The sequence below is a fragment of the bacterium genome (genome assembly GCA_035308905.1).
Lineage (GTDB): Bacteria > Sysuimicrobiota > Sysuimicrobiia > Sysuimicrobiales > Segetimicrobiaceae > DASSJF01.
Genome location: DATGFS010000042.1, coordinates 68858 through 94138 on the forward strand (window position 1 = coordinate 68858; position 25281 = coordinate 94138).

Annotated in this window: 22 protein-coding genes; 18 read left to right on the plus strand and 4 right to left on the minus strand. The window is 69.6% G+C overall.

Annotated features, from left to right (window positions below):
* Positions 1–14: 14 nt before the first annotated feature.
* Complete coding sequence (locus tag VKT83_13080) at positions 15–1769, plus strand: gamma-glutamyltransferase (protein HLY23391.1); 1755 nt, start codon at positions 15–17, stop codon at positions 1767–1769.
* A 16-nt stretch (positions 1770–1785) separates the two neighbouring features.
* On the opposite strand, the gene VKT83_13085 is transcribed toward VKT83_13080, so the two are convergent.
* On the minus strand, positions 1786–4095 hold the full coding sequence (locus tag VKT83_13085; GenBank protein ID HLY23392.1) for a prolyl oligopeptidase family serine peptidase: 2310 nt from the start codon (positions 4093–4095) through the stop codon (positions 1786–1788).
* Positions 4096–4240: 145 nt separating this feature from the next.
* Between VKT83_13085 and VKT83_13090 the strand changes: the two genes are divergently transcribed.
* From VKT83_13090 to VKT83_13110, 5 genes are all read left to right on the plus strand, one after another.
* Positions 4241–5794, plus strand: coding sequence for an ABC transporter substrate-binding protein (locus VKT83_13090; protein ID HLY23393.1), 1554 nt, complete (start codon positions 4241–4243; stop codon positions 5792–5794).
* A 73-nt stretch (positions 5795–5867) separates the two neighbouring features.
* Positions 5868–6797: an ABC transporter permease gene (locus VKT83_13095; GenBank protein ID HLY23394.1), complete on the plus strand. Its 930-nt coding sequence runs from the start codon at positions 5868–5870 to the stop codon at positions 6795–6797.
* Positions 6751–7665, plus strand: a complete 915-nt coding sequence (locus VKT83_13100; protein HLY23395.1) for an ABC transporter permease — start codon at positions 6751–6753, stop codon at positions 7663–7665. The genes VKT83_13095 and VKT83_13100 overlap by 47 nt, the downstream gene beginning before the upstream one ends.
* A gap of 285 nt (positions 7666–7950) precedes the next feature.
* Positions 7951–9831, plus strand: coding sequence for a diguanylate cyclase (locus tag VKT83_13105; GenBank protein ID HLY23396.1), 1881 nt, complete (start codon positions 7951–7953; stop codon positions 9829–9831).
* 137 nt (positions 9832–9968) lie between these two features.
* Positions 9969–11897: a copper amine oxidase N-terminal domain-containing protein gene (locus VKT83_13110; GenBank protein ID HLY23397.1), complete on the plus strand. Its 1929-nt coding sequence runs from the start codon at positions 9969–9971 to the stop codon at positions 11895–11897.
* Between the two features lie 80 nt (positions 11898–11977).
* Here the strand turns inward: VKT83_13110 and VKT83_13115 are convergent, their stop codons facing one another.
* Together VKT83_13115 and VKT83_13120 are read right to left on the minus strand one after the other, a co-directional pair.
* Positions 11978–12493, minus strand: coding sequence for a DUF2127 domain-containing protein (locus tag VKT83_13115; protein HLY23398.1), 516 nt, complete (start codon positions 12491–12493; stop codon positions 11978–11980).
* A gap of 18 nt (positions 12494–12511) precedes the next feature.
* Positions 12512–12754 (minus strand): DUF2630 family protein, encoded by a 243-nt coding sequence (locus VKT83_13120; protein HLY23399.1) that lies wholly within the window; start codon positions 12752–12754, stop codon positions 12512–12514.
* 113 nt (positions 12755–12867) lie between these two features.
* Here VKT83_13120 and VKT83_13125 point away from each other — a divergent pair, with 113 nt between their 5' ends.
* The gene (locus VKT83_13125) at positions 12868–13845 is read left to right on the plus strand and encodes a succinylglutamate desuccinylase/aspartoacylase family protein (protein ID HLY23400.1); all 978 of its coding nucleotides are present in this window, start codon (positions 12868–12870) and stop codon (positions 13843–13845) included.
* A gap of 5 nt (positions 13846–13850) precedes the next feature.
* On the opposite strand, the gene VKT83_13130 is transcribed toward VKT83_13125, so the two are convergent.
* Positions 13851–15161 (minus strand): aminotransferase class III-fold pyridoxal phosphate-dependent enzyme, encoded by a 1311-nt coding sequence (locus VKT83_13130; protein HLY23401.1) that lies wholly within the window; start codon positions 15159–15161, stop codon positions 13851–13853.
* A gap of 99 nt (positions 15162–15260) precedes the next feature.
* Here VKT83_13130 and VKT83_13135 point away from each other — a divergent pair, with 99 nt between their 5' ends.
* The 11 genes from VKT83_13135 to VKT83_13185 all read left to right on the plus strand — a co-directional run bounded on the left by VKT83_13135 (position 15261) and on the right by VKT83_13185 (position 25268).
* Positions 15261–16277 (plus strand): NAD(P)-binding domain-containing protein, encoded by a 1017-nt coding sequence (locus tag VKT83_13135; GenBank protein HLY23402.1) that lies wholly within the window; start codon positions 15261–15263, stop codon positions 16275–16277.
* Between the two features lie 61 nt (positions 16278–16338).
* Positions 16339–17040 carry an isochorismatase family protein gene (locus tag VKT83_13140; protein HLY23403.1) on the plus strand — a complete coding sequence of 234 codons (702 nt, stop codon included), beginning with the start codon at positions 16339–16341 and terminating at the stop codon, positions 17038–17040.
* A gap of 30 nt (positions 17041–17070) precedes the next feature.
* Positions 17071–17520 carry a DUF3830 family protein gene (locus tag VKT83_13145; GenBank protein HLY23404.1) on the plus strand — a complete coding sequence of 150 codons (450 nt, stop codon included), beginning with the start codon at positions 17071–17073 and terminating at the stop codon, positions 17518–17520.
* Complete coding sequence (locus tag VKT83_13150) at positions 17517–17918, plus strand: DUF3830 family protein (GenBank protein HLY23405.1); 402 nt, start codon at positions 17517–17519, stop codon at positions 17916–17918. Before VKT83_13145 ends, VKT83_13150 begins: the two co-directional genes overlap by 4 nt.
* A 2-nt stretch (positions 17919–17920) precedes the next feature.
* The gene (locus tag VKT83_13155) at positions 17921–19516 is read left to right on the plus strand and encodes an ABC transporter substrate-binding protein (GenBank protein ID HLY23406.1); all 1596 of its coding nucleotides are present in this window, start codon (positions 17921–17923) and stop codon (positions 19514–19516) included.
* A complete protein-coding gene (locus VKT83_13160; GenBank protein HLY23407.1) occupies positions 19516–20463 on the plus strand; it encodes an ABC transporter permease in 948 nt (315 codons plus the stop codon). Before VKT83_13155 ends, VKT83_13160 begins: the two co-directional genes overlap by 1 nt.
* Positions 20464–20470: 7 nt before the next feature.
* A complete protein-coding gene (locus VKT83_13165) occupies positions 20471–21337 on the plus strand; it encodes an ABC transporter permease (GenBank protein ID HLY23408.1) in 867 nt (288 codons plus the stop codon).
* A gap of 2 nt (positions 21338–21339) precedes the next feature.
* Entirely contained in the window at positions 21340–22344 is a 1005-nt protein-coding gene (locus tag VKT83_13170; GenBank protein ID HLY23409.1) for a TIGR03619 family F420-dependent LLM class oxidoreductase, read from the plus strand.
* 45 nt (positions 22345–22389) lie between these two features.
* Positions 22390–23256: a DUF3830 family protein gene (locus VKT83_13175; GenBank protein ID HLY23410.1), complete on the plus strand. Its 867-nt coding sequence runs from the start codon at positions 22390–22392 to the stop codon at positions 23254–23256.
* Between the two features lie 4 nt (positions 23257–23260).
* Positions 23261–23677, plus strand: a complete 417-nt coding sequence (locus VKT83_13180; GenBank protein HLY23411.1) for a DUF3830 family protein — start codon at positions 23261–23263, stop codon at positions 23675–23677.
* Between the two features lie 49 nt (positions 23678–23726).
* Entirely contained in the window at positions 23727–25268 is a 1542-nt protein-coding gene (locus VKT83_13185) for an ABC transporter substrate-binding protein (GenBank protein HLY23412.1), read from the plus strand.
* Positions 25269–25281: the final 13 nt, after the last annotated feature.

Sequence of the window (25281 nt, forward strand, 5' to 3'; positions counted from 1 at the left end):
CGGTGAGGTGGGCCATGCTGGAATTCATGACCGGGGCGTCCATCCCGGTCACCGGTGTGACGCAGGGCAGGCCGGAATTTTTGGCCACGAAGCACATCGTCAGCTCCAGCCATTATCTGGCCACGATGGCCGGGCTGCGGATGTTCGCGCTCGGCGGAAACGCGGCGGACGCGGGTGTGGCCGCCGGGATCGCGCTCAATGTGCTCGAGCGCCACCTGACCGACTTCGGCGGCGTCGCGCCCATCATGTTTTTCCGGCCCGGAATGCCGCGGCCGGAGACGATCGCCGGGGTGGGATGCTGGCCGCGGCGGCTCACCCTCGAGCGGTACCTCGCCCGGTACGGCGGCGACATGCCCGTCGGCGCGCCGCGCTATGTGACGCCGGCCGCGCCGGACGCCTGGATGACGGCGTTGGCGCGGTACGGCCGCCTGACGCTGCGCGAGGTGCTGCGGCCGGCGTGCGACCTGTGCGACGGCTTCCCGGTCTACGGCCGCCTCGCGCGCACGATCGCCGCCTTGGCGTCGCAGCTGCGCGAATGGCCGGCGAGCGCGCGGGTCTTCCTGCCCAACGGCCGTCCGCCGCAAGTCGGCGAGGTGCTCGTGCAGCGCGAACTGGGCAGCCTGTTCGGACGGCTGATCGACGTGGAGGAGAGCGCCCGGTCGCGCGGACGGGAGGCGGCCATCATGGCCGCCAGGGACGAGGTCTACCACGGCGAGATTGCCCACGCCATCGCCGCGCACGCCGAGCGGACCGGCAGCGAGCTGGATGCGGAAGACCTGGCGGCATACCGTGTCGCGATGGAGCCGTCGGTCTCGTCGCGGTACCGGGACCTGGAGGTGCATGCCTGCGGGCCGTGGTCGCAGGGACCGCTCCTGCCGATGATCTTGAACCTGCTCGAGGGCGAACACGTTCGGAGGCTGGGGCAGGGAAGCGTTGCGCACTTGCACTACCTCATCGAGGCGATCAAAGTCGCGTGCGCCGACCGTGAGGCGTTCTTTGGAGATCCGGCACAGGTCGACGTGCCCATCGCGGGGCTGCTCGACCCCGAGTACGCGGACGAACGGCGGCGGCTCATCGATCCCGCGCGTGCGTGTCCGCGGCTTCCCCTCCCGGGGGATCCCTGGCGGTACGAGGGACGTTCAGGGCCGGCCGGCTACATTCCGGCGCCCGCCGCCGGCGCCGCGCACCCCGATACATCGTTTGTCTGCGCGATGGACGCCGACGGCAACGCCTTCTGCGCGACGCCGTCCGACCCGGGCATGAGCGCGCCGCTGGTCGAGGACCTCGGCATCATCATCTCGACGCGGGGCGCCCAGTTGTGGACCACACCGGGGCATCCCTCGGCCCTGGCACCCCGGAAGCGTCCGCGGCTCACGCCGAACCCGGCCATGCTGCTCGCGTCCGGGCAGGCCGTCATGGCCTTCGGCTGCCCCGGCGGCGACGCGCAGGTTCAGGCGATGGTCCAGGTGGTGTCCGGCGTTCTGGACTTTGGGATGAACGTCCAGGCGGCGATCGAGGCGCCCCGCGTCGTCTCGGCCAGCTTCCCCTCGTCGTTTCATCCCCATCCGTACGAGCCCGGCGTGGTCCGCATCGAGGGCCGCATCCCCACGGAAGTCCGGGACGGGCTCGCCGCGCTCGGCCATACCGTTGAAGCGTTGCCCGACGTCGCGCCGCAAGTGGCCGCCGTCTGCGCGATCCGGCGTCGCGACGGCGGTGTGCTCGAAGGCGGGGCCGACCCACGCCGGGAGAGTTACGCCGCCGGGTGGTGACGGATAGCGGGCGCGGCTACGGACGGTCGTCGCCGGCCGGCGACACCGCGTACCCGGCCGGCGGTTCCGCGCCAAGCAGGTGGCGGACGAAATAGTCCCACCGGCGCCGCACGAAGTACGGCGAATTCACGCAGCCGTGCGGCTCGCTCGGCAGAATCAGGAGGTCGAAGTCCCGGTTCGCCTTGATGAGCGCGTCGACGACCTGAAGCGTCGATGCGGGATGGACGTTCTCATCCATCTCCCCGTGCATCAGCAGCAGTCTTCCCCGGAGCCGGTGCGCCTGCGTGACGTTGGACTGGTCGTGGTAGTGGACGCCGACCGGCAACCCCATGTACCGTTCCACCCACGAGGCTTTGTCCAGGCGGTGATCGTGGTTCCCCGCCGACGAGACCCCAACTTTGTAGAACTCGGGAAACATGAGCATGGCGCGCAGCGACGCGTAGCCGCCCGCGGAGTGACCGTAGATGCCCACGCGATCGGCGTCCAGGTAAGGGTACCGGGCCGCGAGCTGCTTGATGGCCGTCACGTGATCCTCGATTCCGCCGTCACCGAGGTTGCGGTACGAGCGGTCGGCGAAGACCTTCGAGCGGAACGGCATCCCCATGCCGTCGATCATGACCACGGCGAAGCCGAGTTCGGCCAGCGCCTGCGCGTGCCACACGTCGCGGAATTTGTTGGGAACCGACGGCGTCGCGGAGAGCCCCGCGAAGGACGTCGGGGCTTGGTTCGTCTGCGGCCCGGCGTAGATGCTGTCCAGGACCGGCAGCCGCCCGCCGGAGGCGGGGTCGAACCACGACGGACGGAACAGCACCCCGTATACGTCCGTCACCCCGTCCCGGGCCTTCGCGCGAAATCGCTCCGGCGGCGTCCAGCCGCGCTCGTACAGGCGCTCCGCGTCGCCGCGCTCCAGTTCGCAGATCAGCGCGCCGTCCCGCGACCGAAGGACCGTGACCGGCGGCTGGTCGAGGCGCGAGTACGTATCGACGAAGCACGCCCCGGATGGGGCGACGTCGATCTGATGCGTCGCGTCTTCCGGCGTCAATAGTTCCGGTTCGCCGCCGTCGAGGCAGGCGCGGTAGAGATGGTTGAAGTATGGATCGCGCCCCGCCTCGCGGCCCATGGCGCTGAAGTACACATGTCGCGCCCGCTCGTCGACGTGGCACACGCCGGTGACCGACCACTCTCCGGCCGTGACCTGGCGCCGCAGCGTTCCCTGCTCGCCGCCGTACAGGTAGAGGTGCCCCCATCCATCGCGCTGCGAATACCACAGTACCTCCGCGCCCTGGTTGAGCACTTTGATGAGAGGCGGGTTGTGGTGGGCCGGGTGTGGATCGATGCCGGCGTCGCCGCGTTCTTCCACCATCGTGCGCGACACGCCGGACCCGGGGTCGATAGCGAGGAGCCGGTATGACCGGTAGCCCCGCTCCCGGATCACGGCGTAGATCCGCCGTCCGTCCGGGCTCCACCACACCCAGCCGGGCCGCAGCGGCGAGCCATAGGCGCCGTAGTAGAGGAGCGGAATGTGTTCATCCGCCACCGCCCGCGTAGTCGCACTTCCGACGTCTACGATGACGAGCGACGCGGTCGGGACATCCTCGTCGCCGGGCAGCGGGTAGGGGTAGGAGTGGAGGGCCGGCCGCCGGCGTCCGTCCCGCGGCACCGACTGGACCAGGTGGTACAGTCCGCTGCCGCTCGGCTCGCGCCGGAAGGAGAGAAACCGCAGGCTGTCGGGAGCCCACAGCACCGCGGGGGCCGGCGGCGCGTCGGGCTCGGGGATCCCGGCCGCGCGGAGTGGCGAGCGCAGCGGTGTTCCGTACGCGGACTCGGAGGTGCCGTCCCTGGTCAGCGCCCGGATCTCGCCGGTGTTGGCGCACTGAACGTGGAGGTTGTGGTCCCGCACGAGCGCGTTCCACCGGCGATCGGGAGAGGCCACCGCATCGGACGGCGCCGCCCGGTGCGCCGGCCGGCACGTATGATCGCGCAGATCGTACTCCCAACGCGTCTCGCCTACCTCAACGCGGAGCGCGGTGCCCGGTGGAAGGAGCTCGATGCGGTCGAACGGCAGCGCCGCGGGATCGCACGGTGACCCCGATGCCTGAGACAACGCGGCCGCCAGCCGGGCGGGGTCGAACACCGGTTCCCGCGCCGCCCGCTCCGGATCCACGAGTACGAATTCGTGGCCCTCGCGGGTGCGGATGCGGTACCAGAACCGTCCGTGCTCGTCGAGCCAGTGCGGCTCGACGGCCGTGCGGAACAGCATGCGGCTGACGTGCCACGGCAGAAACTGTTCGGCCCGGACGTACCGTTCTACCGGCAGCAGGGGCATCGCACCGACGATACCTGGGAGACGGACAATTGTAAATGTCGCGCCCGCGATCATTGACACGGGCGCCGGCCAACGTGTTATTCTTCGTGCGCAACCTGTTCCGGCGATCGGGCGCCGTGTTCGAAGTTGAGCGGGAGGTGTCGCAATGGGGCTCGTCAGGTGGCGGAAGATCGTTACGCTCTGCGCCGGTGCGGCGCTGGTCGTCGCGGTAGGCTCCGGCGTCGCCTCGCCGGCACAGACGCCCGACACGTTGGTGGTCGCGCAAAGCGCCGACCCCGACACGGCCGACCCGCACAAGAGCACCGGCACGGCGACGATGAACGTCCTCATCAATCTCTACGACACGCTGGTGCGCCGGGACGCCGACCTGAAACTCCACCCGGGCCTGGCGCTGTCGTGGCGCATGGTGGATCCGACCACCTGGGAGTTCAAACTCCGCCAGGGCGTCAAGTTTCACGACGGCGAACCGTTCAACGCGCAGGCGGTCAAGTTCTCGTTCGACCGAATGCTAGATCCCAAGACCAAGTGGCCGGGCGCCGGCGGCCTGCGTCTTATTAAGGCGGTAAGCGCGGTCGACGACTCGACGGTGCGGATCACGACGCAGGCGCCGTGGCCGGCAATGCCGCGGTTCCTCGGGTACTATGGGATGATCGTGCCGCCGGGATATCTCAAGCAAAACGGCGAGGAGTCGCTCATCCGCCATCCGGTCGGCACGGGGCCGTACCGATTCGTCCGCTGGGTCAAGGACGACCGCATGGAGCTCCAGGCCAATCCCGAGTACTGGGGCGGCCGCCCCAAGATCAATCGCGTGGTCTTCCGGGTGATCCCGACGGACGCGCCGCGGGTCGCGGAGCTGCTCGCCGGGTCGGTGCAGATCATCAACCTCATCCCGCCCGAGTTGTTCAGCCCGATCCAAATCTCGTCGAAGACCAAGCTCGTGGTGGGCAAGAGCCTCAGCATCTTCTTCGTGATCTACAACCTGGTCAACGTCCCGAAGGACAAGCCGCTGGCCGATCCCAGGGTGCGGCAGGCGATGAACTACGCGATCAACCGCGAGGCGATCGTGAAGACCGTGCTGCACGGCGTCGGCGAGCCGGTCGCCACCTTCTGCAGCCAGATCATGGAGGCGTGCGACAAGTCGGTCCCGCCGTTCGGGTACAACCCGGACCGGGCCCGCGCGCTGCTGCGCGAGGCCGGCTACGCCAACGGCTTCGATTTCACCATCAGCGGGACGAGCGGGATCTACCCCGGCGACCGGGACATCGTCCTCGCCGTGGCGGACCAGCTGTCCAAGGTCGGCGTGCGCGCAAAGGTCGACACCCAGGAGATCGGCGTGCAGCTGCGGGCGGTGTTGGACCGGAAACTGGCCGATGACGGCTGGTTCACCCGGTTCACCGATTTCTTCGGGATCGCGCCGATCATTCCGCTCAGGGCGTTCTACTCCACGCCCGGCGAGTGGTCCATCTGGCGGCCCGGCTACCAACCCTTCAACCAGCTGGTCGACGAGGCGCAGGCGGCTCCCGACGAGGCGAAGCTGCGCGACGCCTCCAAGAAGCTGCAGCTGATGTACAAGGAGCAGGCTCCGGCCATCTCGCTGTTTACCGCGCCCAACGCCTTCGGCATACGCCGCGAGGTGGAGTTTACACCGCGGCCGGACCTGCTGCTGCCGATGATCGACGCGTCTTGGAACACACAGTAGTCCTCCGCCCCGGGCGGACCCGGAGGGACTTCCTGCGGTCGCCGGCGCCGGGCGCCCGGGGCCGCAACACGCGGTGAGCGGCTTTCTGATCCGCCGGCTGGCGCTCTCCGTGAGCGCGATGCTCGGCGTGATCTTGATCGTGTTCGTCCTGCTGCACGCGACCGGCGACCCCGCCACGCTGCTGGCGCAGCAGGACGCGACGCGTCTCGACATCGAGCGGATCCGGCAGGCCTACGGTCTCGACCAGCCGCTCGTGGTGCAGTTTGCGCACTTCATCGCGCGGGTTGCCCGAGGCGACCTGGGGTATTCATACCGCCAGGGGTTGCCGGTGACTGCACTGATCGGCGAGCGGTTGGGCGCGACCTTCGAGCTGGCGTTCGCCGCGTTCGCGGTGGCGATGTGCCTCGGCGTGGCGGCCGGCATGGTCGCCGCGGCCCGGCGCGGATCGGGCGTCGATACCGCCGCCATGGCGATGGCGCTCCTCGGCACGAGCATGCCGAGTTTCTGGCTGGGCCTGCTGCTGATCATCGTCTTCGGCGTCATGCTGGGCTGGCTGCCGATCTCGGGCTACGGCGGCCTCGACCACCTCGTGATGCCGGCGTTCGTCCTCGGCGGCTTCTACGCGGCGCAGGTCAGCCGCCTCACGCGCACGAGCATGCTGGAGGTCCTGGCCCAGGACTACATCCGTACCGGCTATGCCAAGGGGCTCGCCGGCCGCGTGGTGCTGTTCAAGCACGCGCTGCGGAACGCGGCGCTGCCGGTGCTGACGGTACTCGGCCTCAGCTTCGGGCAGATGCTCGGCGGCGCGCTGATCGTCGAGTCGATCTTCGCCTGGCCGGGCATGGGCCGTCTCGCGGTCCAGGCCGTCCTGCAGCGCGACTTCCCGATCGTACAGGGCGCGACGATCATGGGCGCGGCCGTATTTCTCGCCGTCAATCTCGCCGTCGATCTCATCTATGGCTGGGTCGACCCTCGTCTTCGCGGCGCCTCGCAGGGCGCCTGACCGCACGCGGGCGTCGCTGCTCCGGCGGCTGCTGCGCAGTCCGTCCGGGGTCGCGGGGGCGACGCTCCTCAGCGTGCTGCTGGTGGCCGCGTTCGGCCTGTCGTTCGTCACGCCCTACAATCCCTCGGCGCAGGACCTCGGCCTCGCGGTGCGCCCCCCGTCGCTCGCGCGGGTGGACGGCGGCGTGCATCTCCTGGGGACCGATCAATTGGGACGCGACGTCTTCAGCCGCCTCCTGGTCGGGCTCCGGATCTCGCTGCTGGTGGCCGTCGCGGTGGTGCCGCTCTCGACGCTGCTCGGCCTGGCGGTCGGAATGGTCACGGGCTACCGTGGCGGCTGGCTCGACGTCGCGCTGATGCGGCTCGTGGACGCGCAACTCTCGATACCCACGCTGCTGCTCACCGTGGCCGTGGTGTGCGTGCTGGGTTCCGGCCTGCTGCAGATCGTGGTCGTGCTGGTCATCGCCGGGTGGCCGCAGTACGCGCGCGTCGTACGCGCGGAGGTCCTGTCGCTGCGCGAGCGCGAGTTTGCGGCCGCGGCACGCGCGGTGGGCGCGTCCGACGTCCGTATTCTCGCGCAACATGTGCTCCCAAACCTGGTCCCCACGGTGCTTGTGCTTGCTACGCTGCACCTCCCCGTGGTGATCATCGCGGAGGCCGCACTGAGCTTCCTTGGCCTGGGCATCCAGCCACCCACGCCCAGCCTCGGACAGATGCTGGGATACTCGCAGGAGATGATCTGGCGGGCGTGGTGGATGCCCACTATCCCCGGAGTGGCCATTACGCTCGTGGTGCTGGCGTTCAACCTTACGGGCGACCGTATGCGGGATGTGCTCGATCCCCGGCTGCGCGGTCTCGGACCGGTGTGATGACGCCGCCGACGGGGCCCGCTCGAGGTTTCATGTAAGTTTTCTGGAGGATCTCTGTCGCCCCGGCGCCGTCTGATCGAGCGCGTGAACCGGCATAATACGTATCGCGCCCGATGGCCAACCCGATTGAGCGCGCTCATACTAAGGAGACACCACAAGCCGCGTCGCCTTGGGCTCCGCGCGGCAGACCGCAATACCGAGAGGGTTTGCAGCGCGATGGCGTCGAGGCACGCGCCGAAGACGGCGGGGAGACAACGAAGAGCGAGTCCGCGGCGCGTTCCGGCGATGCGTCGCGATCACGGCAAAACGCTGCTCGCCGACGCCGCGGAGCACAGCGTCGGCTTGGTCGGCATGGTCGACTCCCGGGGCTGCTTTACGTACGTGAACCGCGCGCTCTGCCGGGTGCTGGGGTACACGTCGGAGGAGCTGCTCGGCACGCCGTTCGCGCGTCTCCTGTCGCCGAATATCAGTGTCAGGAAGCAAAAGGAGATCGTGGCGGGGGTGTTCCGGGACCGCGGATGGACGGGTGAGTGCCTGATCCCGCGTCGCGATGGGACAGATGTTTTGTTTGAGTTGAGCGTCGGCCCCGTCAAAGGGCCGCGCGGCGAGGTGATTGGCGGGATCGGGTATGCCCGGGACCTCAGCAAGGAAGCGGCGACGAGGGCGGCGCTCCGGCAGAACGAAGAGCAGTTCCGCCAGCTGACCGAGCACATCCGCGAGGTCTTCTTCGTCAGCACACCCGAGCCGGTCCGCGTTCTCTATCTCAGCCCGGCCTACGAGGAAATCTGGGGCAGGCCACGCCAGGAGGTGTACGATCGCGCCACGGCGTGGATCGAGTCCATCCATCCGGAGGACCGGGATCGCGTCCTTCGCGTCTTTGCGCGCCAAAGCGGCGAGACGACCGAGATGGAGTACCGGATCGTCCGGCCCGACGGCGCGGTGCGCTGGATCAACAATCGCAGCTATCCCGTCCGCGACACGACGGGGGCGTTCTATCGCGTGGTCGGGATCGCGGAAGATATCACCGCACGCAAGCGCACGGAGCAGATATTGGAGGAGGGCCTCGCCCGCACGCGGGAGGCCCACGCCGAGCTGGCCGTGGCCCTGCGCAGGGCGGAGGCGCAGGCCCTCGACACCGCCCTGTTGACCGAGCTCATCGACGTCGTCCAGGCATGCCCGACCGTCGACGATGCCTACGCGGTGACGGGCGGCATGCTCGCCAGGTTCTTCCCCGCGCAGCCGGGGGCGCTGTGCGTGATCAGATCCTCCCGGGACGCCGTTGAGACCGTCGCGGCCTGGGGCGATCGAGCCGTTACGGCGCCGACGTTCGGACCCGACGACTGCTGGGCCCTCCGGCGAGGCAAGCTCCACGTCGTCCACGATCCTCATGCGTCGACGCGCTGCGGCCACCTGAGCGACGTCCTGCCCGGGGGCGCGGTGTGCGTACCGCTCGCGGCGCACGGTGAAACCCTGGGGGTGCTGTGCGTCGAGCGTCGGCCGCGACCGGCCGAGACGGCCGCGGACGGGGCGAAGGACGACGGAGACACCGATGTCCGGCGAGCCGCGGTCGTGGCGGAGCGGCTCTCCCTGACCCTCGCCAACGTGCAGCTCCGAGAGACCCTCCGGCGACAGTCTATTCGCGATCCGCTCACGGGGTTGTTCAACCGGCGGTTCATGGAAGAGTCGCTGGAGCGGGAACTGCAGCGGGCCGCGCGGACCCGCGAGCCGGTCACGCTGCTCATGCTCGATCTCGACCACTTCAAGCCGTTCAACGATACGTACGGGCACCCCGCGGGCGACGCGTTTCTGCGGGCCCTCGGTCAATTCTTGGGCGAGCGGGTGCGGGGCCAGGACCTGGCGTGCCGCTACGGGGGCGAGGAGTTTCTCGTCATCCTCGTCGGCACGTCCGCCGAGGACGCCCGGCGGCGCGCGGATACGTGGCGCGAGGAGTGTCGCGGCTTGAACGCGCAATACGCAGGCCGGAGCCTCGGCGGCGTCACCCTTTCCGTCGGGATCGCAACCTATCCGATCCACGGCGAGAGCGGGGACCGGTTGGTCGCAGCGGCCGATCAGGCGCTCTATCGCGCCAAGGCGGCGGGACGGGACCGGGTGCTGGTCGCCGACGCCGGCCCGAGCGTGGAGGCCGCACGGGCGAACTCCGCCTGAGATCCGATCGACCGGTCTGCGTCGAGTCACCCGAGGAGCCCCGGCCTGGGGCGAACTTCTCTCACCGGCTTCTCGTATCCACCCAGGGTGTGCACGCACCTGGGAAAAACGCGATCACTGGATGGGGGAGAAGAGGGGTGTTCGCAGTGTGCATTGACCGGCTGTTGAGAATTGTTGCCGGCACCATCCTGATCGGGGCGATCGCCGCCGGCCTCGCGTCCGTGGCCGGGGCACAAACGGTGGCGCCGTACGTCAAGGTCGTGGTCGACGGCAGCCCCATCTACCTCGACGCGCCGCCCATGATCGTCAACGGACGGGTCCTCGTACCGCTTCGCGGCGTCTTCGAGCGGCTCGGCGCGACGGTGATCTGGGATCCGGCATCGCAAACCGTACGCGCGCAGAACGGCCCGACCGGCGTCGCGTTGACCATAGGCGCGTCACAGGCGGTCGTCAACGGGCAGCCGCAATCCCTCGACTCCCCGGCATTGCTCGTCGGGGGCCGGACGATGGTGCCGCTGCGCTTCATCAGCCAGGCGCTCGGGGCCAACGTCAGTTGGGATGCGGCGACCTACACCGTTCAGATCGCGAGCCAAGGGGCCGCGGCGCCGCCGGCGACCGTTCCGCCGTCGGTCAGCTACCCGCCGGGACAGGTGCCGCCGGCGCCCTACCCGGGGCAGGCGCCGCCAGCGCCCTATCCCCCGGCGCCCGCGCCGCAGCCGGCAGTCCAGACGATCACAGGGACGGTCACGCAGGTGAACGCGGCCGTGTATCCGGGACAACTCACCGTGCGGACGCCCGACGGTCCGACCTACACGTATCAGATTGTCTCCGGCACCACGATCACGCGGGTGAACCCCGCGACCGGTCTCAACGGGCCCGTCGCATTGAGCACGATTCAGGCGGGTGACGCCGTTGCCGTGACCGGCGATCCAAGCGGGACGGCGCAGAGCGTCCAGGCGCTCAACTATACGCCGGCGCCGCCGGGAGCCCCGACGGTCACGGGCGCGGTGACGGAGGTGAACGCCTCGGCGTATCCCGGCCGGCTGATCGTTCAAGCGTCGAACGGAACCGTCTACACGTACCAGATCGTCTCGGGCACCACGATTACGCGGATGAACACGACGACCGGGGTTGGCGGCCCCGTGCCGTTGAGCGCGATCCAGGCGGGCGACGCGGTGACCGTGGCGGCCGATCCGACGGGGACGGCGCAGAACGTTCAGGTGTCGTTTGCCGAGATCACCGGTACGATCGCGTCGGCGGGCGGCAACCAGATCGCCCTGCAGGACGGACAGACGTACATGCTCGCCCCCACCGCACAGGTGATGCGAGACGGCCAGGTCGTCCCGCCCGCGGCCCTCCTACCGGGCAGCGTGGTGACGCTTCGGGTGAACCCGGCGACGCGCCTGGTGTACGGCGTGAACCTCCGGCAGGCGGCGGCGCCGGGGGCGATTACCGCGGTTACCGTGACGCCGGCCGGGCGTCAGCTGGTCACGGGCGATGTGATGACCGTCGTCGCCGCAGGCCCGGCGCGCGCCACCGCGACCTTCGCGATCGCCGGACTGCGGGCCGGCCTCCCGATGACGGAGTCGGCGACTCAGCCCGGCACATATATCGGCACCTACGCGGTGCAGCCGGGCGATGCCGTCGCCAATGGGAACGTGGTGGTCAGCCTCACCGCGCCCAACCGGCAGTTGTTGACCGCAACGGCTCCGGCACCGGTGTCGATTTACGCGCCCGCGGCGCCGTCAACGGCCGCCGGGGCCCCGGTGATCGTCAGCCCGGCAGCCGGCAAGGGTGTGACGACCCCGTTCACCGTGACGGGCATCGCCCCGCCGGGGTCTCAGGTCAAGGTCACCGCGGACTACGATAAGAACATCATCGGCTTTCACTGGCACGGCACGCTCGGCGCCCAGACCGTCACCGCGGACGTAAACGGGCATTGGTCGGCGACGTTCACTCAGAAACCTCCGGTGCTGGGTGTGAACCTGACGATCACCGCGGTCCTCACAGACAACACCGGTGCGGCGCGATCGGCGCCGGCCACCGTTACTACCACGCTGCAGTAGGCGCCGGGGTCAACGCGCCTCGCCACAACGAAGCCCCGTCCGGCCGCCGGACGGGGCTTCTGGTTTTTGGTCTGGCGCCGTCAGGCCTCGCCGCGCCGGCGCCTCAGGTATTTGCGAATCAGGTACCCCAGGATCAGCAGATTGATCGACACGGCCACGAACTCCGGCGGCCGGGGATGATGTGCGATGCGCCATCCCTCGACCGGCAGGAAGGCCGCGGTTTCGGCGATCACCAGCAATTCCCCCCACGCCGCCTGGATCCAGACGCCGATGGTCTCCGCCGCGAAGACACCCGCCCACAGGACCAGCCCGATGCCGAGCGCGAGCGCCTGATTCGACGACAAGTACGGCACGTGCGCGGCGAGCCAGTGCACGACCGCGCTGTGCGCGCCGCGTGACAGCCTTCGCGAAAACGCGACCTGGACGGGATTCTCGCCGGGATGCCCCCGCAGCACGAACGCGAAGACCGCGCCGGCGACGATCGCCAGCGTGCTGATGCCCTTTTGTACCGCGATGAGAAAGACCGGCCACGGCCTGCCAAAGAACTCCAGACCGGCGCGCCGGCTACCGGCCGTTGGCGCCGACGTGAGCGTCAACGGCGGGCGCGGCGCGGGCTATCGAATGTAGCCTTCAACTGTCTTTTCGTCCCGGACCGCGGCGCCGGACGGGTCGAGACCGGCGGCCCGGCGGGCCTTGCGCTGCTGGAGGAGATCCCAGCACTGATCCAGCGTGACCTGAAGGTGCCGCAGGCGCTCGCGGTCGGCGTCCGTCGCTTCGCCCGCGGACTCTTTGCGCCAGATCTCGTGTTCCTCGTTCGTCAGCTCGTTAATCCGGTGAAACACCGTCTTGTCTTCCACCGCGTCGCCTCCCGAGAAGCAGTTCCGTACCTGCCCTTCGATCATACTCCAGTGACGCGCGCCCCGACGGTGAAGCCCTGGGAGTCTGAGCCTCCGGCCGAGAAGCCCCCTGGGTGCCGCACGACCAGGTACGATTCGAGGAGTTCGAGGTAAGCCGGCGCCCCGGCTGCCGCCGGGTGACGGCCGCCGTGGACGCGGGTCCCGCGGTCGACCTGCCGGTGATCGCGATCGCGGGCGAGCGCCCGGGACCGGTGTTCGTCGCCGCCGCCGGCGTGCACGGCGACGAGTACGAAGGTCCCCGGGCGTTGTGGGAGGTCTGCGGCTCGCTGCCGCCGTCGTCGCTGTCGGGGGTGTTCGTGGCCCTGCCGATCTGCAACCCGTGGGCGTTCGCGGCCGGATCTCGCACGACGCCGGCGCATCTCGACGGCGTCAATCTCGCGCGGACGTTTCCCGGAGATCCGGCCGGTTCTCCGACGCAACGGCTCGCCGCCGCGCTGCTCGCGTTCGTCCTGCGCCTGCGTCCGTCGCTCTTCCTCGATCTCCACAGCGGCGGGGTGCGGTACCGCTTCCTGCCGGCCGCGGCGTACCGGCGCGGTCTCGGCGACCCGCAGCGCTCACGGGCGGCCGTGCGCGCATTCGGCGTCCGGAACCTATGGGCCGGCCGCGATCACGCCGGCACGTTCAATTCCGAGACCGCCCGGCGCGGCATTACGACCGTTGGAAACGAGATGAGCGGCGCCGGAGGGTGTCTCGACGAAGACGTCGCGGCCGATCGCGACGGCGTCCTCAACCTGATGCGCTGGCTCGGCATGCTCCGCGACCGGCCGGCGCCGGAAGTGACCGGACCGTTCTGGGAGACCACGGAGGTGCCGGCGCCCGCCGGAGGATACGCGCACATGCGGACGTCCGTGGGCGACGCCGTATCCGGCGGCGCGCCCGTGGCGACGGTGCGGACGCCGTTCGGAGAGATCGCCGGCGAGGCGTGCGCTCCCTACGACGGCGTGGTCTGGGTCACCCGCCACCTGCGGGTGATCGAAGCCGGGGAGATGATCGTGTCGGTCGCGCAACCGGCGAACGACGACCACACGTAGGCGCGCTACGCGAACGCGTCGTCGACGCTCTTTCTCAACAGCCGTCCCAATTCCACGATCTCAGCGTCCGCAATCGTGAGCGGGGGTCCGACCAGGATCTGATTCGCGGCCGAGCCCGGAAGCGACCCGCCCGCCGGATAGACAAGGAGCCCGTTGCGTAGGGCCGCCGCGACCACGGCCGGGCCGGCCGCCGGACCCGGCGCCGAAAACTCCACGCCCCACATCAGCCCGAGTCCCCGCACCTCCGCCACGCGCGGATGCCGGCGCAGCGGGTCAAGTTCGCGTTCGAGCGCGGCGCCCTTGCGTTTGGCCGCGCGGACGAGGTCGTGCGCCTGAATGTATTCGAGTACCGCGGCCGCGGTGGCGCAGGCCAGCGGGTTGCCGGCATACGTGTGCCCGTGGATGAACCGCCCGGACACACGAAGGATCTGGTCGCCGACGCGCTCGTGCGCGACCACCGCGCCGATCGGCACGTATCCCGCGCCGAGCCCCTTCGCGCAGACCACGAGGTCCGGGACGACGCCCCAGTGATCGATCGCGAATTTGGCTCCGGTTCGCCCGAACCCCGTCATCACCTCGTCGGCGATGAACAGCACGTCGTGGCGGTCGCAGATCTCCCGGACGACCCGGAAGTACTCGGGCGGCGGGACGACGGCCGCGTTGGCCGCGCCGGAGAGCGGCTCGGCGATGAACGCCGCGACGGTGCCGGCGCCCTCGCGTTGGATCGCCGCTTCGAGCGCGGTCGCGCACTCGATCGCGCAGCGGCCGTATTCGAGGCCGTACGGGCAGCGCCGGCAGTGCACCTCCGGAATCTGAGGAAACGGCAGCAAGAGCGGCTCGTACGGTCCGCGGCGCGCGGCGAACCCGGACAGCGACAGGGCGCCGAGCGTCGCGCCGTGGTAGCTCGCGCGCTTGCTGATGATCTTGTACTTGGAAGGCCGTCCCGCGTCCACCCAATACTGGCGCGCCATCTTGATCGCCGTCTCCGTCGCCTCGCTGCCGCCGGACACAAAGAAGACGCGCGAGAGACCCGGCGGCGTGAAGGCGACGACGAGGTCGGCGGCGCGCTCCTGCGCCTCGGTCGTAAACTCCGACCCGTGCGCGAAGGTGATCTGCCGGAGCTGGCGCTCCATCGCCGCGAGGATCTCGGGGACGCCGTGTCCGAGGTTGACGGCGAGGGGCCCCGACGAGCCGTCGAGGTACTTGCGGCCCTCCGCGTCGTACACATAGACGCCCTGGCCGCGCACGGCGCGGAGGCGCGGAGCGTCGCTGCGGTGCAGGACGTGGCTTACGGTACCCGAGAGCGCGTCGCTCATCGTCGTGTGAATTCAAGGACGCCGCGGGCCTTCCTGTGCGGGCGGCGGAGGACGCGGCCGCGGCATGATGCGGCGAACGGCGCCGCGAACTGTGTACGTGTGACGGTCTCGTGGGTGACCGAGGTCAAGGCCGGACTGGCGCGGGCCGCTGAATACGGCGGCGCGTTCATCGATGCGCAGGAGGCGAAGCGGCGCCTGCCGCTCGCGGACGCGGTCGGGCTCGTCCGCGACGCGGTGCTGTGGGAGGCCTCGGGGCGCGTCCTGATGCCGGATGCCCGGCGCGCGGCCCTGCGCTACAGCGCGCAGGGAGACGGCCCTCGCGTCGCGGCCATCTCGAAGTGCTGCGTGATCCCCGCCCTCGACATCGCGGCGTTCCGTTTTCTCGGCTCCGTCCTCGGCGACGACCCGGTCCGGTTTCTGCATCTGGTGGGTCTGGAGCGGCGCAATCTGCTCGCCACCATCGACGAGCACCTGACCTATCTCGTGCGCATCGCCGCGCTGGCGCTCGTCGTCGCCGAGCACACCGTGCCGGCGCCTGCGCCGGTGATAGGCATGATCGGCGCGGGGCGCCTCGCCCGCGCGGTGCTCGGCGCGTTCATCGAGTCGGGAAGGGCCGGCGAGATCGTCATCGCCTCGCGCCGGCCGGCGTCCCGGGACCGGCTCGTTCACGACCTGACGGCGGCCGGTTTCCCGCACGTGACCGCCGTCGACTCCGCGCGCGAGGCCGCGGGCCGCGCCGACTTTCTCGTCTCGGCGACGAACGCCGCATCCCCGATCGTCTCCGCCGCATGGGTCAAGCCCGGCGCGACGGTGTACGGGCTCGGCGACGCGGTCGAATTCGCCGACGATCTGCTCGTCCGGCGCGAGCGCGGCCCGGTGCGTCTCATCGTATCCAACTGGCTTGAGTGCGCGCAGCGCGCGGATTTCCGCCGGCTGATCGACGATGGACGGATCGACCAATCCGACGTCGACGTCGAACTGTCGGACGTCATCTCGGGCCGGGAGCCGGCGCGGGTGGACCCGCGGGGCGTCGTATGCGTGCGCGCACCGGGTAGTGTGACACTCGACGCGCTGCTCGGCGCCTGGATTTGCGCCCGCCGCGCCCTCGCCGTATAACGCATCTCTCCGATAGGGGGCCGGCGACGGTCTGCCGAAGCGAGCCGTGGGAGGGCCGGACATGGCGGACGGCGGTCCCTGGAGCGGTATCCTTTCCCCGGACGAAGTTCAGGTCTACGACCGCCTCGGCTACTGGCGTACCTCCCGCGATCCCGGCGTTGCTCCGGCGCTTGTCCTCGTCGACCTCGAAAATAACTTTACGGGCGACCGGCCCGAGCCCATCCTCGAGAGCATCCGGCGTTACCGATACAGCTGCGGGCAGCACGCGTGGGAAAGTCTGCCCCACATCCGCCGTCTTCTCGATGCCTCGCGGGCGGCCGGGCTGCCGGTCGTCTACACTCGCGGCGCCGACGATCCCGAGGACGCGACCCCGGACGAGCGCCGTGACGGCCGGCAGATCGTCCAGGTGGTGGCGCCGGCGGGCGGCGAGCGCGTGTTTGAGAAGCGCGCGGCCAGCGCGTTCTACGCGGGCGGACTCCTTCAATATCTGGTCCACGCGCACGTCGATACGCTGCTGGTGTGCGGGTGCACGACGAGCGGATGCGTGCGTGCGACCGTCGTCGACAGCGCCTCGCACGGGTTTCGCACGGTGGTCGTCGCGGAGTGCGTTTTCGACCGGGCCGTGCTGCCGCACCGCGTGAACCTCTTTGACATGGCCGCCAAGTACGCGGCGGTCTGGTCCCTCGCCGACTCCCTGGAGTGGCTCCGGGCGCGCCCGGGCCTACGGCGTGGGCCACAATCGCGCGCCGCGATCCGCGGATAGCGCACTCGCGTCACGGTGAAGGAGGCGGGAATGAAGAGGATCGGCATCGAGCTCGACGGCGTCAAGGTGACCGCCGTCCTGTACGAAGACCGGGCCCCGGTCACGGTCGGTGCGTTGTGGGCGAGCCTGCCGTACGAAGACCGGGTCACGCACGCGAAGTGGTCCGGCGACATGTTCCACGCGAACACCGAGCTGCCCATTGACGTCGACTACTCGAAGTTTCCGTTCGGAATGGAAAATCCCGTGGGGTTTCAGGCGCCGGGCGAGATCGTGTACCTGCCGGCGATCCGGGAGCTCGCGATCGCCTATGGGGAAGCCCGGTTCGCCTGGGTAATGGGGGCGATGATGGTCTCGGCGCTGGGCCGGATCGAAGGCGACCTCACCGCGTTCGCCAAGAAGGCGGAGCGCCTGATGTGGGACGGCGCCATGCTCCTGGTGCTGCGCCGTCTCGACGGCGCGGACGCGGGAGGGGCGCGATGAAGCGGATCGTGGTGGAGTTCGAAGACCACGCCTTCGAGGCCGTGCTCCTCGACGAGCAGGCGCCGATCATCTGCAACAACATCTGGAACGCCCTGCCGCTCGAGGGACCGGTGACCAACACGAAGTGGAGCGGCGACATGCTGCGGCTGTGGGTCCAGATCCCCGAGCCGCCGGAGCGTGAGAACATGTCGCAGCTGCAGAACCCCGGCGATATCATATTTTTACCGAAGTGGAACGGCCTGCGCTTCGTCTACGGACAGGCGCGGATGCAGGGCCCGAGCGGTGCGCACCCCACGCCGCTCGTCGGCCGGATGCTCGGCGGCGTCGCCGAGCTGGCGGCGCTCGGCAAGCGGGTGGAGTGGGAAGGCGCCAGGACGGTGCGGGTGCGCCGGGCCTAACCGTGACCCGGGGGACGGCCGGCTTCAATTACATGGTTGCCGGCTGCACGTCGGCCGGGCCCCGCGGCCTGACGCGGCGCGGCCTGCTGAGAAGCGGCGCGGGCGCGGCGGCCGCGCTCATCGGCGGCGGCCGGAGGACACCTGCCGCGGCGCAGACGCCCGGAATGCTGCGGATCGCCCGCGGTGCGGACGCGCGGAGTCTCGATCCGCACATCAACGCCCGGCTCTACGACCGCATGGTGCTGTACACGCTGTACGAGCCGCTGATCGACGCGGACAGCGAGGGCCGTTTCTTTCCGGTGCTCGCGAAATCGTGGGACGTCGGGTCCACGGGCCTCGTGGTGACGTTCCACCTGCGGTCCGGCGTCGTCTTCCACGATGGGACGCCGTTCACCGCGGAGACCGTGAAGTGGAACATCGAGCGGGTGTTGGATCCGGCGACGGGCTCGGAGCACCGCACACGGTTCGAAGGCATCATCCAGGGCGTCCAGGCCGCCGACGCGACGACGGTGCGGATCTATCTCACGCGGCCGTATCCGCCGCTCTTCTCCGAACTTACAGATAGGCCCGGCCTCATGGTGTCGCCGGCGGCGGTCAAGAAATTCGGCCGGGACTTCGGCCGCAACCCCGTCGGGACGGGAGCGTTCCGGTTCGTGGATTGGATCCAGGGCAACCGGGTCGTGGTCCAGCGCAGCGAGCAGTACTGGAACCGCCGGGCGATCCGGTCGGCGGGCATCACCTTCACGGATTTTCCCGAGCCGGCCGTCGCGGACGCGCGCCTTCGGGGCGGGGATCTCGACGTCGTCGCGCTGGAGGGGCTCCCGGCGGACGACGTCCTCGCGTTCCAGAAGCAGCCCGCCTACCGGGTGGTGCTGAGCCCCGCGTACCGCTGGGAAGCGATTCAGATGAAAGTGGATGTGCCGCCGTTCGACAACCGCAACCTGCGCCAGGCGATCATGTACGGGATCAACCGCGAGCAGATCCGCACGGTGATCTACCGCGGGCTGGGAAAGGCGACCGGGAAGTTCTTCCACGAAGGCTGGTGGCAGGATCCATCCTACAACGGGCCGGCCTACAACCCCGATCTCGCGAAGCAGCGCCTCAGGGAGTCGGGATATCTCGACCGGCCGGCGCCGCTGCTGCTCTACGTCCTGTCCAGCCAGGTGCCCCTCGGCGAGATGGCGCAGGCGCAGCTCGCCGCGATCGGCCTCCGGACGAACATCCGGCTGGTGTCGGAGCGGGACCAGTACCCGATGGTGCTGCGCGGCGAGATCCCCTTCACGATCCCCGAGACGTGGACGCCGCGGGTCGATCCCCACGGCCTGAGCTACATCCTCTGGCACTCCAAGGGCTACGCCAACAGCTCGCACTACCGCAATCCCCAGGTGGACAAGCTGCTGGACGACGCGTCGGCGACGTACGACACGAAGACGCGCACGAAATTGTACCGGCAGGCGGAGCGGCTGATCGTGGACGACGCGTCCTACGTCTTCTACTACGCGGCGCCGGATTACGCCCTCATGCGCCGGCAGGTCCGCGGCTTCCGCTACGGCTTCGATCTCATGCCGCGGGTCGCGGAGGCCTGGGTCGAAGGCTGATGTGGCGCTACACGCTGCGGCGGGTCCTCATTCTTATCCCGACCATGCTGGTCGTCACGCTCGGCATCTTCGTGTTGATGCGCACCGCGGTGAAGGGAGATCCGGCGCTGTACCTGATGGGGCACGAGGCGACGCTCCAGCAGGCCGCCGCGGCGCGGACGCGCCTGGGACTCGACCGGCCGGTCCTGGTGCAGTACGCGGCGTGGCTGCGGCGCCTCGGCGCGCTCGACCTCGGCCGGTCGTTTGAATACCCGATCGACGTCCGGTCGGCGCTGGCCGGACGGCTGCCGGCGACCGTGGAACTGGCCGGCCTCGCCACGCTGCTGGCGCTCGCGGTCGCGATCCCGGCCGGGATGTTCATCACGATCGCCCGCGACACGCCGGCCGGACGGCTGGTGCGCGCGCTGCTGGTCGCGGGCATCTGCGTGCCCAACTTCTGGCTCGGCATGCTGCTCATCTATCTGTTCAGCGTGAAGCTGCACTGGCTGTCCGGCGGCGCCTACACCCCGCTCGGGGAAAATCCGGGCCGCAATCTCGCGTCGATGATCCTCCCGGCGGTCAGTCTCGCGGCGTTCTACGGCGCCGCGTGGGCCCGCTACCTCAGCTCCGCGCTCGCCGACGTACTGCACGGCGACTACATCCGGGTCGCGCGCGCGAAGGGACTCGTCGAGCGGACCGTGCTGTTCAAGCACGCGCTCCGCAACGCGTTGATACCGGTCGTGACGATCGTCGGACAGAACATTCCGTTCATGCTCGCCGGCGCGGTGATCGTCGAGGTCGTGTTCAGCCTGCCGGGCGTCGGCCGGCTGTTCAGTGACGCGATTCAGTCGCGCGACTACCCGGTGGTACAGGGCGCGGTGCTGCTCGTCACGGCCGCCGTCGTCGCGAGCAGCCTCGCCGTCGACCTGACGTACGGGATGCTCGATCCCCGCATCAAGTACGACTGACCCCGCCGTGCGGCGCCGCCTCGCGCGTCACCTCGCCACCCCGGCCGGAGCCGCCCTCGGCGCGGCCGTGCTTCTGCTGGTGGCCGCGGCGTGCGTCCCGCGCCTCCTCAGCGCCTACGACCCGCTGCAGATCCAGGGCGGCCAGAGCCTGCAGCCGCCGGGACCGGACCACCCGCTGGGCACCGACCTGCTCGGCAAAGACGTGCTGACCCAGATCGTCTACGGCACCCGTACCACCCTCGTTATCGCCGCGGGCGCAGTCGCGATGAGCCTGCTGGCCGGCACGCTGATCGGGCTCGTCTCGGGATTCTGGGGCGGCACCCTGCTCGACGAGTGCCTGATGCGGCTCATCGACGCGCTCTACATCTTCCCCGACCTCATTCTCGCGCTGACGATCGTGGCGATCCTCGGGCCCGAGCACCTCGAGAGCGTGGTGGTCGCGCTCGCGGTCGGGCACATCCCGGCGTACGCGCGTCTCGTCCGGGGACGGGTGCTGTCGCTGCGCGAAGCCGAGTTCGTCGCCGCCGCGCGGAGCGTCGGCGCGTCCGCGCGCCGCATCCTCGGCCGCCACGTGCTGCCCCAGACGAGCGACGTGATCGTGGCGCGGTCGGTGATCGGGTTCTCCGGGATCATCCTCTCGGAGTCGGCGCTCAGCTTCCTCGGCCTGGGCGTCCAGCCGCCCACGCCGAGTTGGGGCCGCATGCTGCGGGACGGCTTCCAGTATCTCGCGACGGCGCCGTGGGTGGCGCTGGCCCCGGGGGCGGCCGTCTTCGCGGCCGTGTTCGTGTTCAATCAGGCCGGCGAGCTGATCCGGGACCTCCTGGATCCGCACACGATCACGGCCCGCGCCGCGTCCGCGCGGGTGAGGGCGTGACGATGCACGTCGGGGTCGGGTTTCCGGGCTGCCGCGAGGGCACCGCGTACCCGGTCGGGTTCGTGCGGCCGGAAGATCTCGCCGCGGTGGCCACGCGCGCGGAGGAGCTCGGCTACTACTCCATCTGGTCGAACGATCATCTGACCACGCCGCACGGGGTGAGCGCCACGCAGGCGGAGATCCCGAATTTCTACGAGCCGGTCGTCACGTACGCCACGTTCGCCAACATCACCGAGCGCCTCAGGTTCATGCTCGGCGTGATCACGCTGCCGCAGCGCGACGTGGTGCTGCTGGCCAAGCAGGTCGCCACGCTCGACCGGCTGACCGGCGGCCGCGTCATGCTCGGCGTCGGGCTCGGCGCCTACCGCGAGGAATTCGAGGCCGTCCACCCGGGGCTCAAGGGCGCTCACCGCGGCACGATGGTGGAGGAGGGGATCGAAGGCCTGCGCCGCCTGTTCGCCGACGAGCGCGCGAGTTTCACCGGCCGGTACGTGCGGTTCGAAGGCGTCGAACTGGCGCCGAAGCCCAGCCAGCGTCCGTTTCCGATCTACGTCACGGCGCACGCCTCCTCTGGCCTCGAGCGCGCCGGACGGCTCGGCGACGGCCTGATCGTCGCGGCCCGCTCTCCCGACCAAACGCGGCGCGAGTGGGCGGAGGTCCGGCGGGCGGCGGAGGTTCACGGCCGCGATCCCGGGGCGCTCAGCCTGCACGTGCAGACGTGGCTGGCGTTCGGCGATTCGACGCGGGAGGCGGAGGAGCGGGTGCTGCGGTCCCAGCACTTTCGCCGCATGGCCGCGGGAGACCGCCGACGCACCGACGAGGAGCGCCTTTCGGAGTATCGTGCCGGCAACCTGCTCGGGACGCCGTCCGCGGTGGCCGAGCAAGTCAAGGCGCTTCGGGCCGCCGGGGCGTCGCACCTCGGGATCATCCTCTTGGCCGACAGCATGGAGGAGCTCCTGGCGGACATGGAGGTGTTCGCGAGAAAGGTCGTTCCGGCGATCGGATAGGACACAGTCACGCATCTGGCGAGGGGGAGGGGACCTGTGGCGCGGATGGAGATCGTGTTGGGCGACGAGGTGTTTGGCGCGACGCTGTCCGAGGAGGCGGCGCCGAAGACGGCCGCGGCGGTGCTGAAGGCGCTGCCGTTCGAGGGCCGGGCGGTGCACGCGCAGCTGAGCGGCGACATGTTCCGGATGTTCGAGCACGCGCCGATTCCGATCGAGGAGACGGAGAACAAGCAGGCGTTTCAGGCGCCCGGCGAGATCGTCTACTATCCTCCGATCAAGGAGATCGCGATCGCCTACGGCACGGCGCGGTTTCGGGGCACCGCGGGCTTCCTCTATCTCACACCGCTCGGATTCATCGACGAGCAGGACCTGCCGCGCCTCGCCAAGACGGCGGAGCGTCTGATGTGGGACGGCTCGAAGCGGATTCAGTTTCGCCGGGCCGAGGGCGCCGCGGCCCCGGCCGGCCGGACAGCCGAGGCGGGCCGCCGGCAGATCGAGATCGACGTGGACGGCGTCACCGTGACGGCGTCGCTGCTCGACGCGACCGCGCCGAAGACCGCGGAGGCGCTGTGGGCTGCCCTGCCGCTCAAGGGCCGCGTCACGAACACGAAGTGGAGCGGCCAGATGCTGCGGTTTTGGGGCGGCGACGGCGAGCTCGGGCAGGTGCCGATCCGGCTCGAAGCGGCGGAAAACGGCCAGGAGCTGCACTGGCCCGGCTATCTCTACTACCATCCGGCGTACCGCGGCCTGCGGCTGTGCTACGGGCAGGCGCAGCAGAGCGGGCCCGCGACCGTGTCCCATCTGACCCCGCTCGCCCGCCTCACGGGCGATTGGAACGCGTTCCGCGCGAAAGCGTCCGCGATCATGTTCGAGGGCGCCAAGACGATGACGATCCGAAAGAAGGAGCGATAGGCGGATGCGGAAGATCACCGTGGATCTCGACGGAGTCCGCGCGGAGGGCGAGTTGTGGGACGACCGGGCGCCGAAGACGGTGGCCGCGCTCCTCCCGCACCTGCCGATTACCGACCGGACGATCCACGTGCGCTGGTCCGGCGCCGCCTGGCGCACGGAGAAGAACTACCCGCTCAAGGTCGGCGAGGTCGAGAACCGGGCGACGTGGCTCGAGCCCGGCGACATCATCTACTACGACGCTCCGGAGCACCAACTGTTCAAGGTCGCGTTCATCTACGGCGTGAGCCAGTGGCGCGAGCCGAAGGGCGAGCTCTACGTCGCGCGCATCGGCAAGATCACGGAGAACCTCGATCCGTTCATCAAGACCTGCGAACAGGTGCTGTTTCAGGGGCCGAAGGCCGTGGCGATTCGGCTCGCGTGATGCGGTCCGCATCGAAGGAGACGAGGCGTAGTTCAGGGAGGGGGAGCGTATGAGACGCCGGGAGTTTCTGCGCACGACCGCGGCCGCCGCGGCCGGATACGCGCTGGCGAGAGGCGGCGCACTTCGCGGGGCCGAGGCGGCGGCCGCGCCGCAGCGGGGCGGGACGCTCCGCGTCGGGTGGATTCCCAACGCGCACACGCTCGACCCGCACTACTCCGTGGACTTCGCGGAGCGGCACGTCATGTACGCGATTTACAACAACCTGGTCGCGGTCAACCCGTCCTTCGAGATCGTGCCGGAGCTGGCCCGATCGTGGAAGATCGAGCCAAACGGCAAGGTGGTCACGTTTCAGCTGCAGCCGGGCGTGAAGTTCCACGACGGCACGCCCTGCGACGCGGCCGCGGTCAAGTGGAACATGGACTTCATCCTGGCCCCGGCCAACAACTCGCCGATGGGCAAGCTCATCGGCCCCTTCATGGCGGGCGTCGAGGCGACCGGCCCCACCACCGTGGTCTTTCACACGAAGGAGCCGTATCCCGGGCTGCTGGCCGCGCTCGCGGAGCGGCCAGGCTTCATGGTCTCTCCGGCCGCCTGGCAGAAGTCCGGGCGGGATCTCGGGCGCCGGCCGGTCGGCACGGGGCCGTTCGAGTTCGTGGAGTGGGTGTCGGACGACCACGTTACCTTGAAGCGCTTTGCGGGCTACTGGGACCAGGGCAAGCCATACCTCGACGGCATCGTCTACCGGATCATCCCTGATCCGGCGGTGCGCGGGACGATGGTGCGGACCGGTGAGCTCGACACCGCGAGCTCGCCCGACCCGAAGGACATCCCCGGTCTCGAGCACGCCCAGAACGTAAAGGTGATCACAGAGAACCCGTCCGGGCACTGGTGGGCGACGCAGTGGCGCGTGGACCGGCCGCCGTTCAACAACAAGGCGCTCCGCCAGGCGATCGCCTACGGCGTGGACCGGGAGGAGTTCGTCAAAGTCATGCTGGGCGGCCGCGGGACGGTCGCGAAGGGCCCGACGCCGTCCAACGTCTGGTGGTACAACGACAGCGTCAAGGGCTACACCTACGACCCGGCCAAGGCCAAGAGTCTGCTCGCCGAGGCCGGCCACCCGGGAGGCTTCTCCGCCGAATTCGCCACGGACAACACGCCGCTTGGGCTGCAGTTCGCCGAGCTGCTGCAGCAGCAGCTCAAGAAGGTCAACGTCAACATCACGATCAACCCGGTCAATCCGTCCGACATGTACCAGCAGGTGCTGGCCGCCAAGTTGAATTGGGCGCGGACGGACTGGACACTCCGCGGCGACCCCGACGGCCTGCTGAGGATCCTGTTCTACACCGGCAACTTCGCCAACTCGACGGGCTACTCGGGCGTCGACCGCCTGCTCCGCGACGCGAGCTCGACCTACGACCGCGGGGTTCGGAAGAAGGTCTACGGCGAGATCGAGCAGACCGTGATCAACGACGCGCCGTACGTCTGGATCTTCTACGTGCCGGAGTACGCGCCGACGCGCACCCCGGTGCAGAACTTTGCCTGGATCCCGGACTCCGTGCCGCGCTACCGCGACCTGTGGATCGCCAAGTGACCGGCGTGTTCTG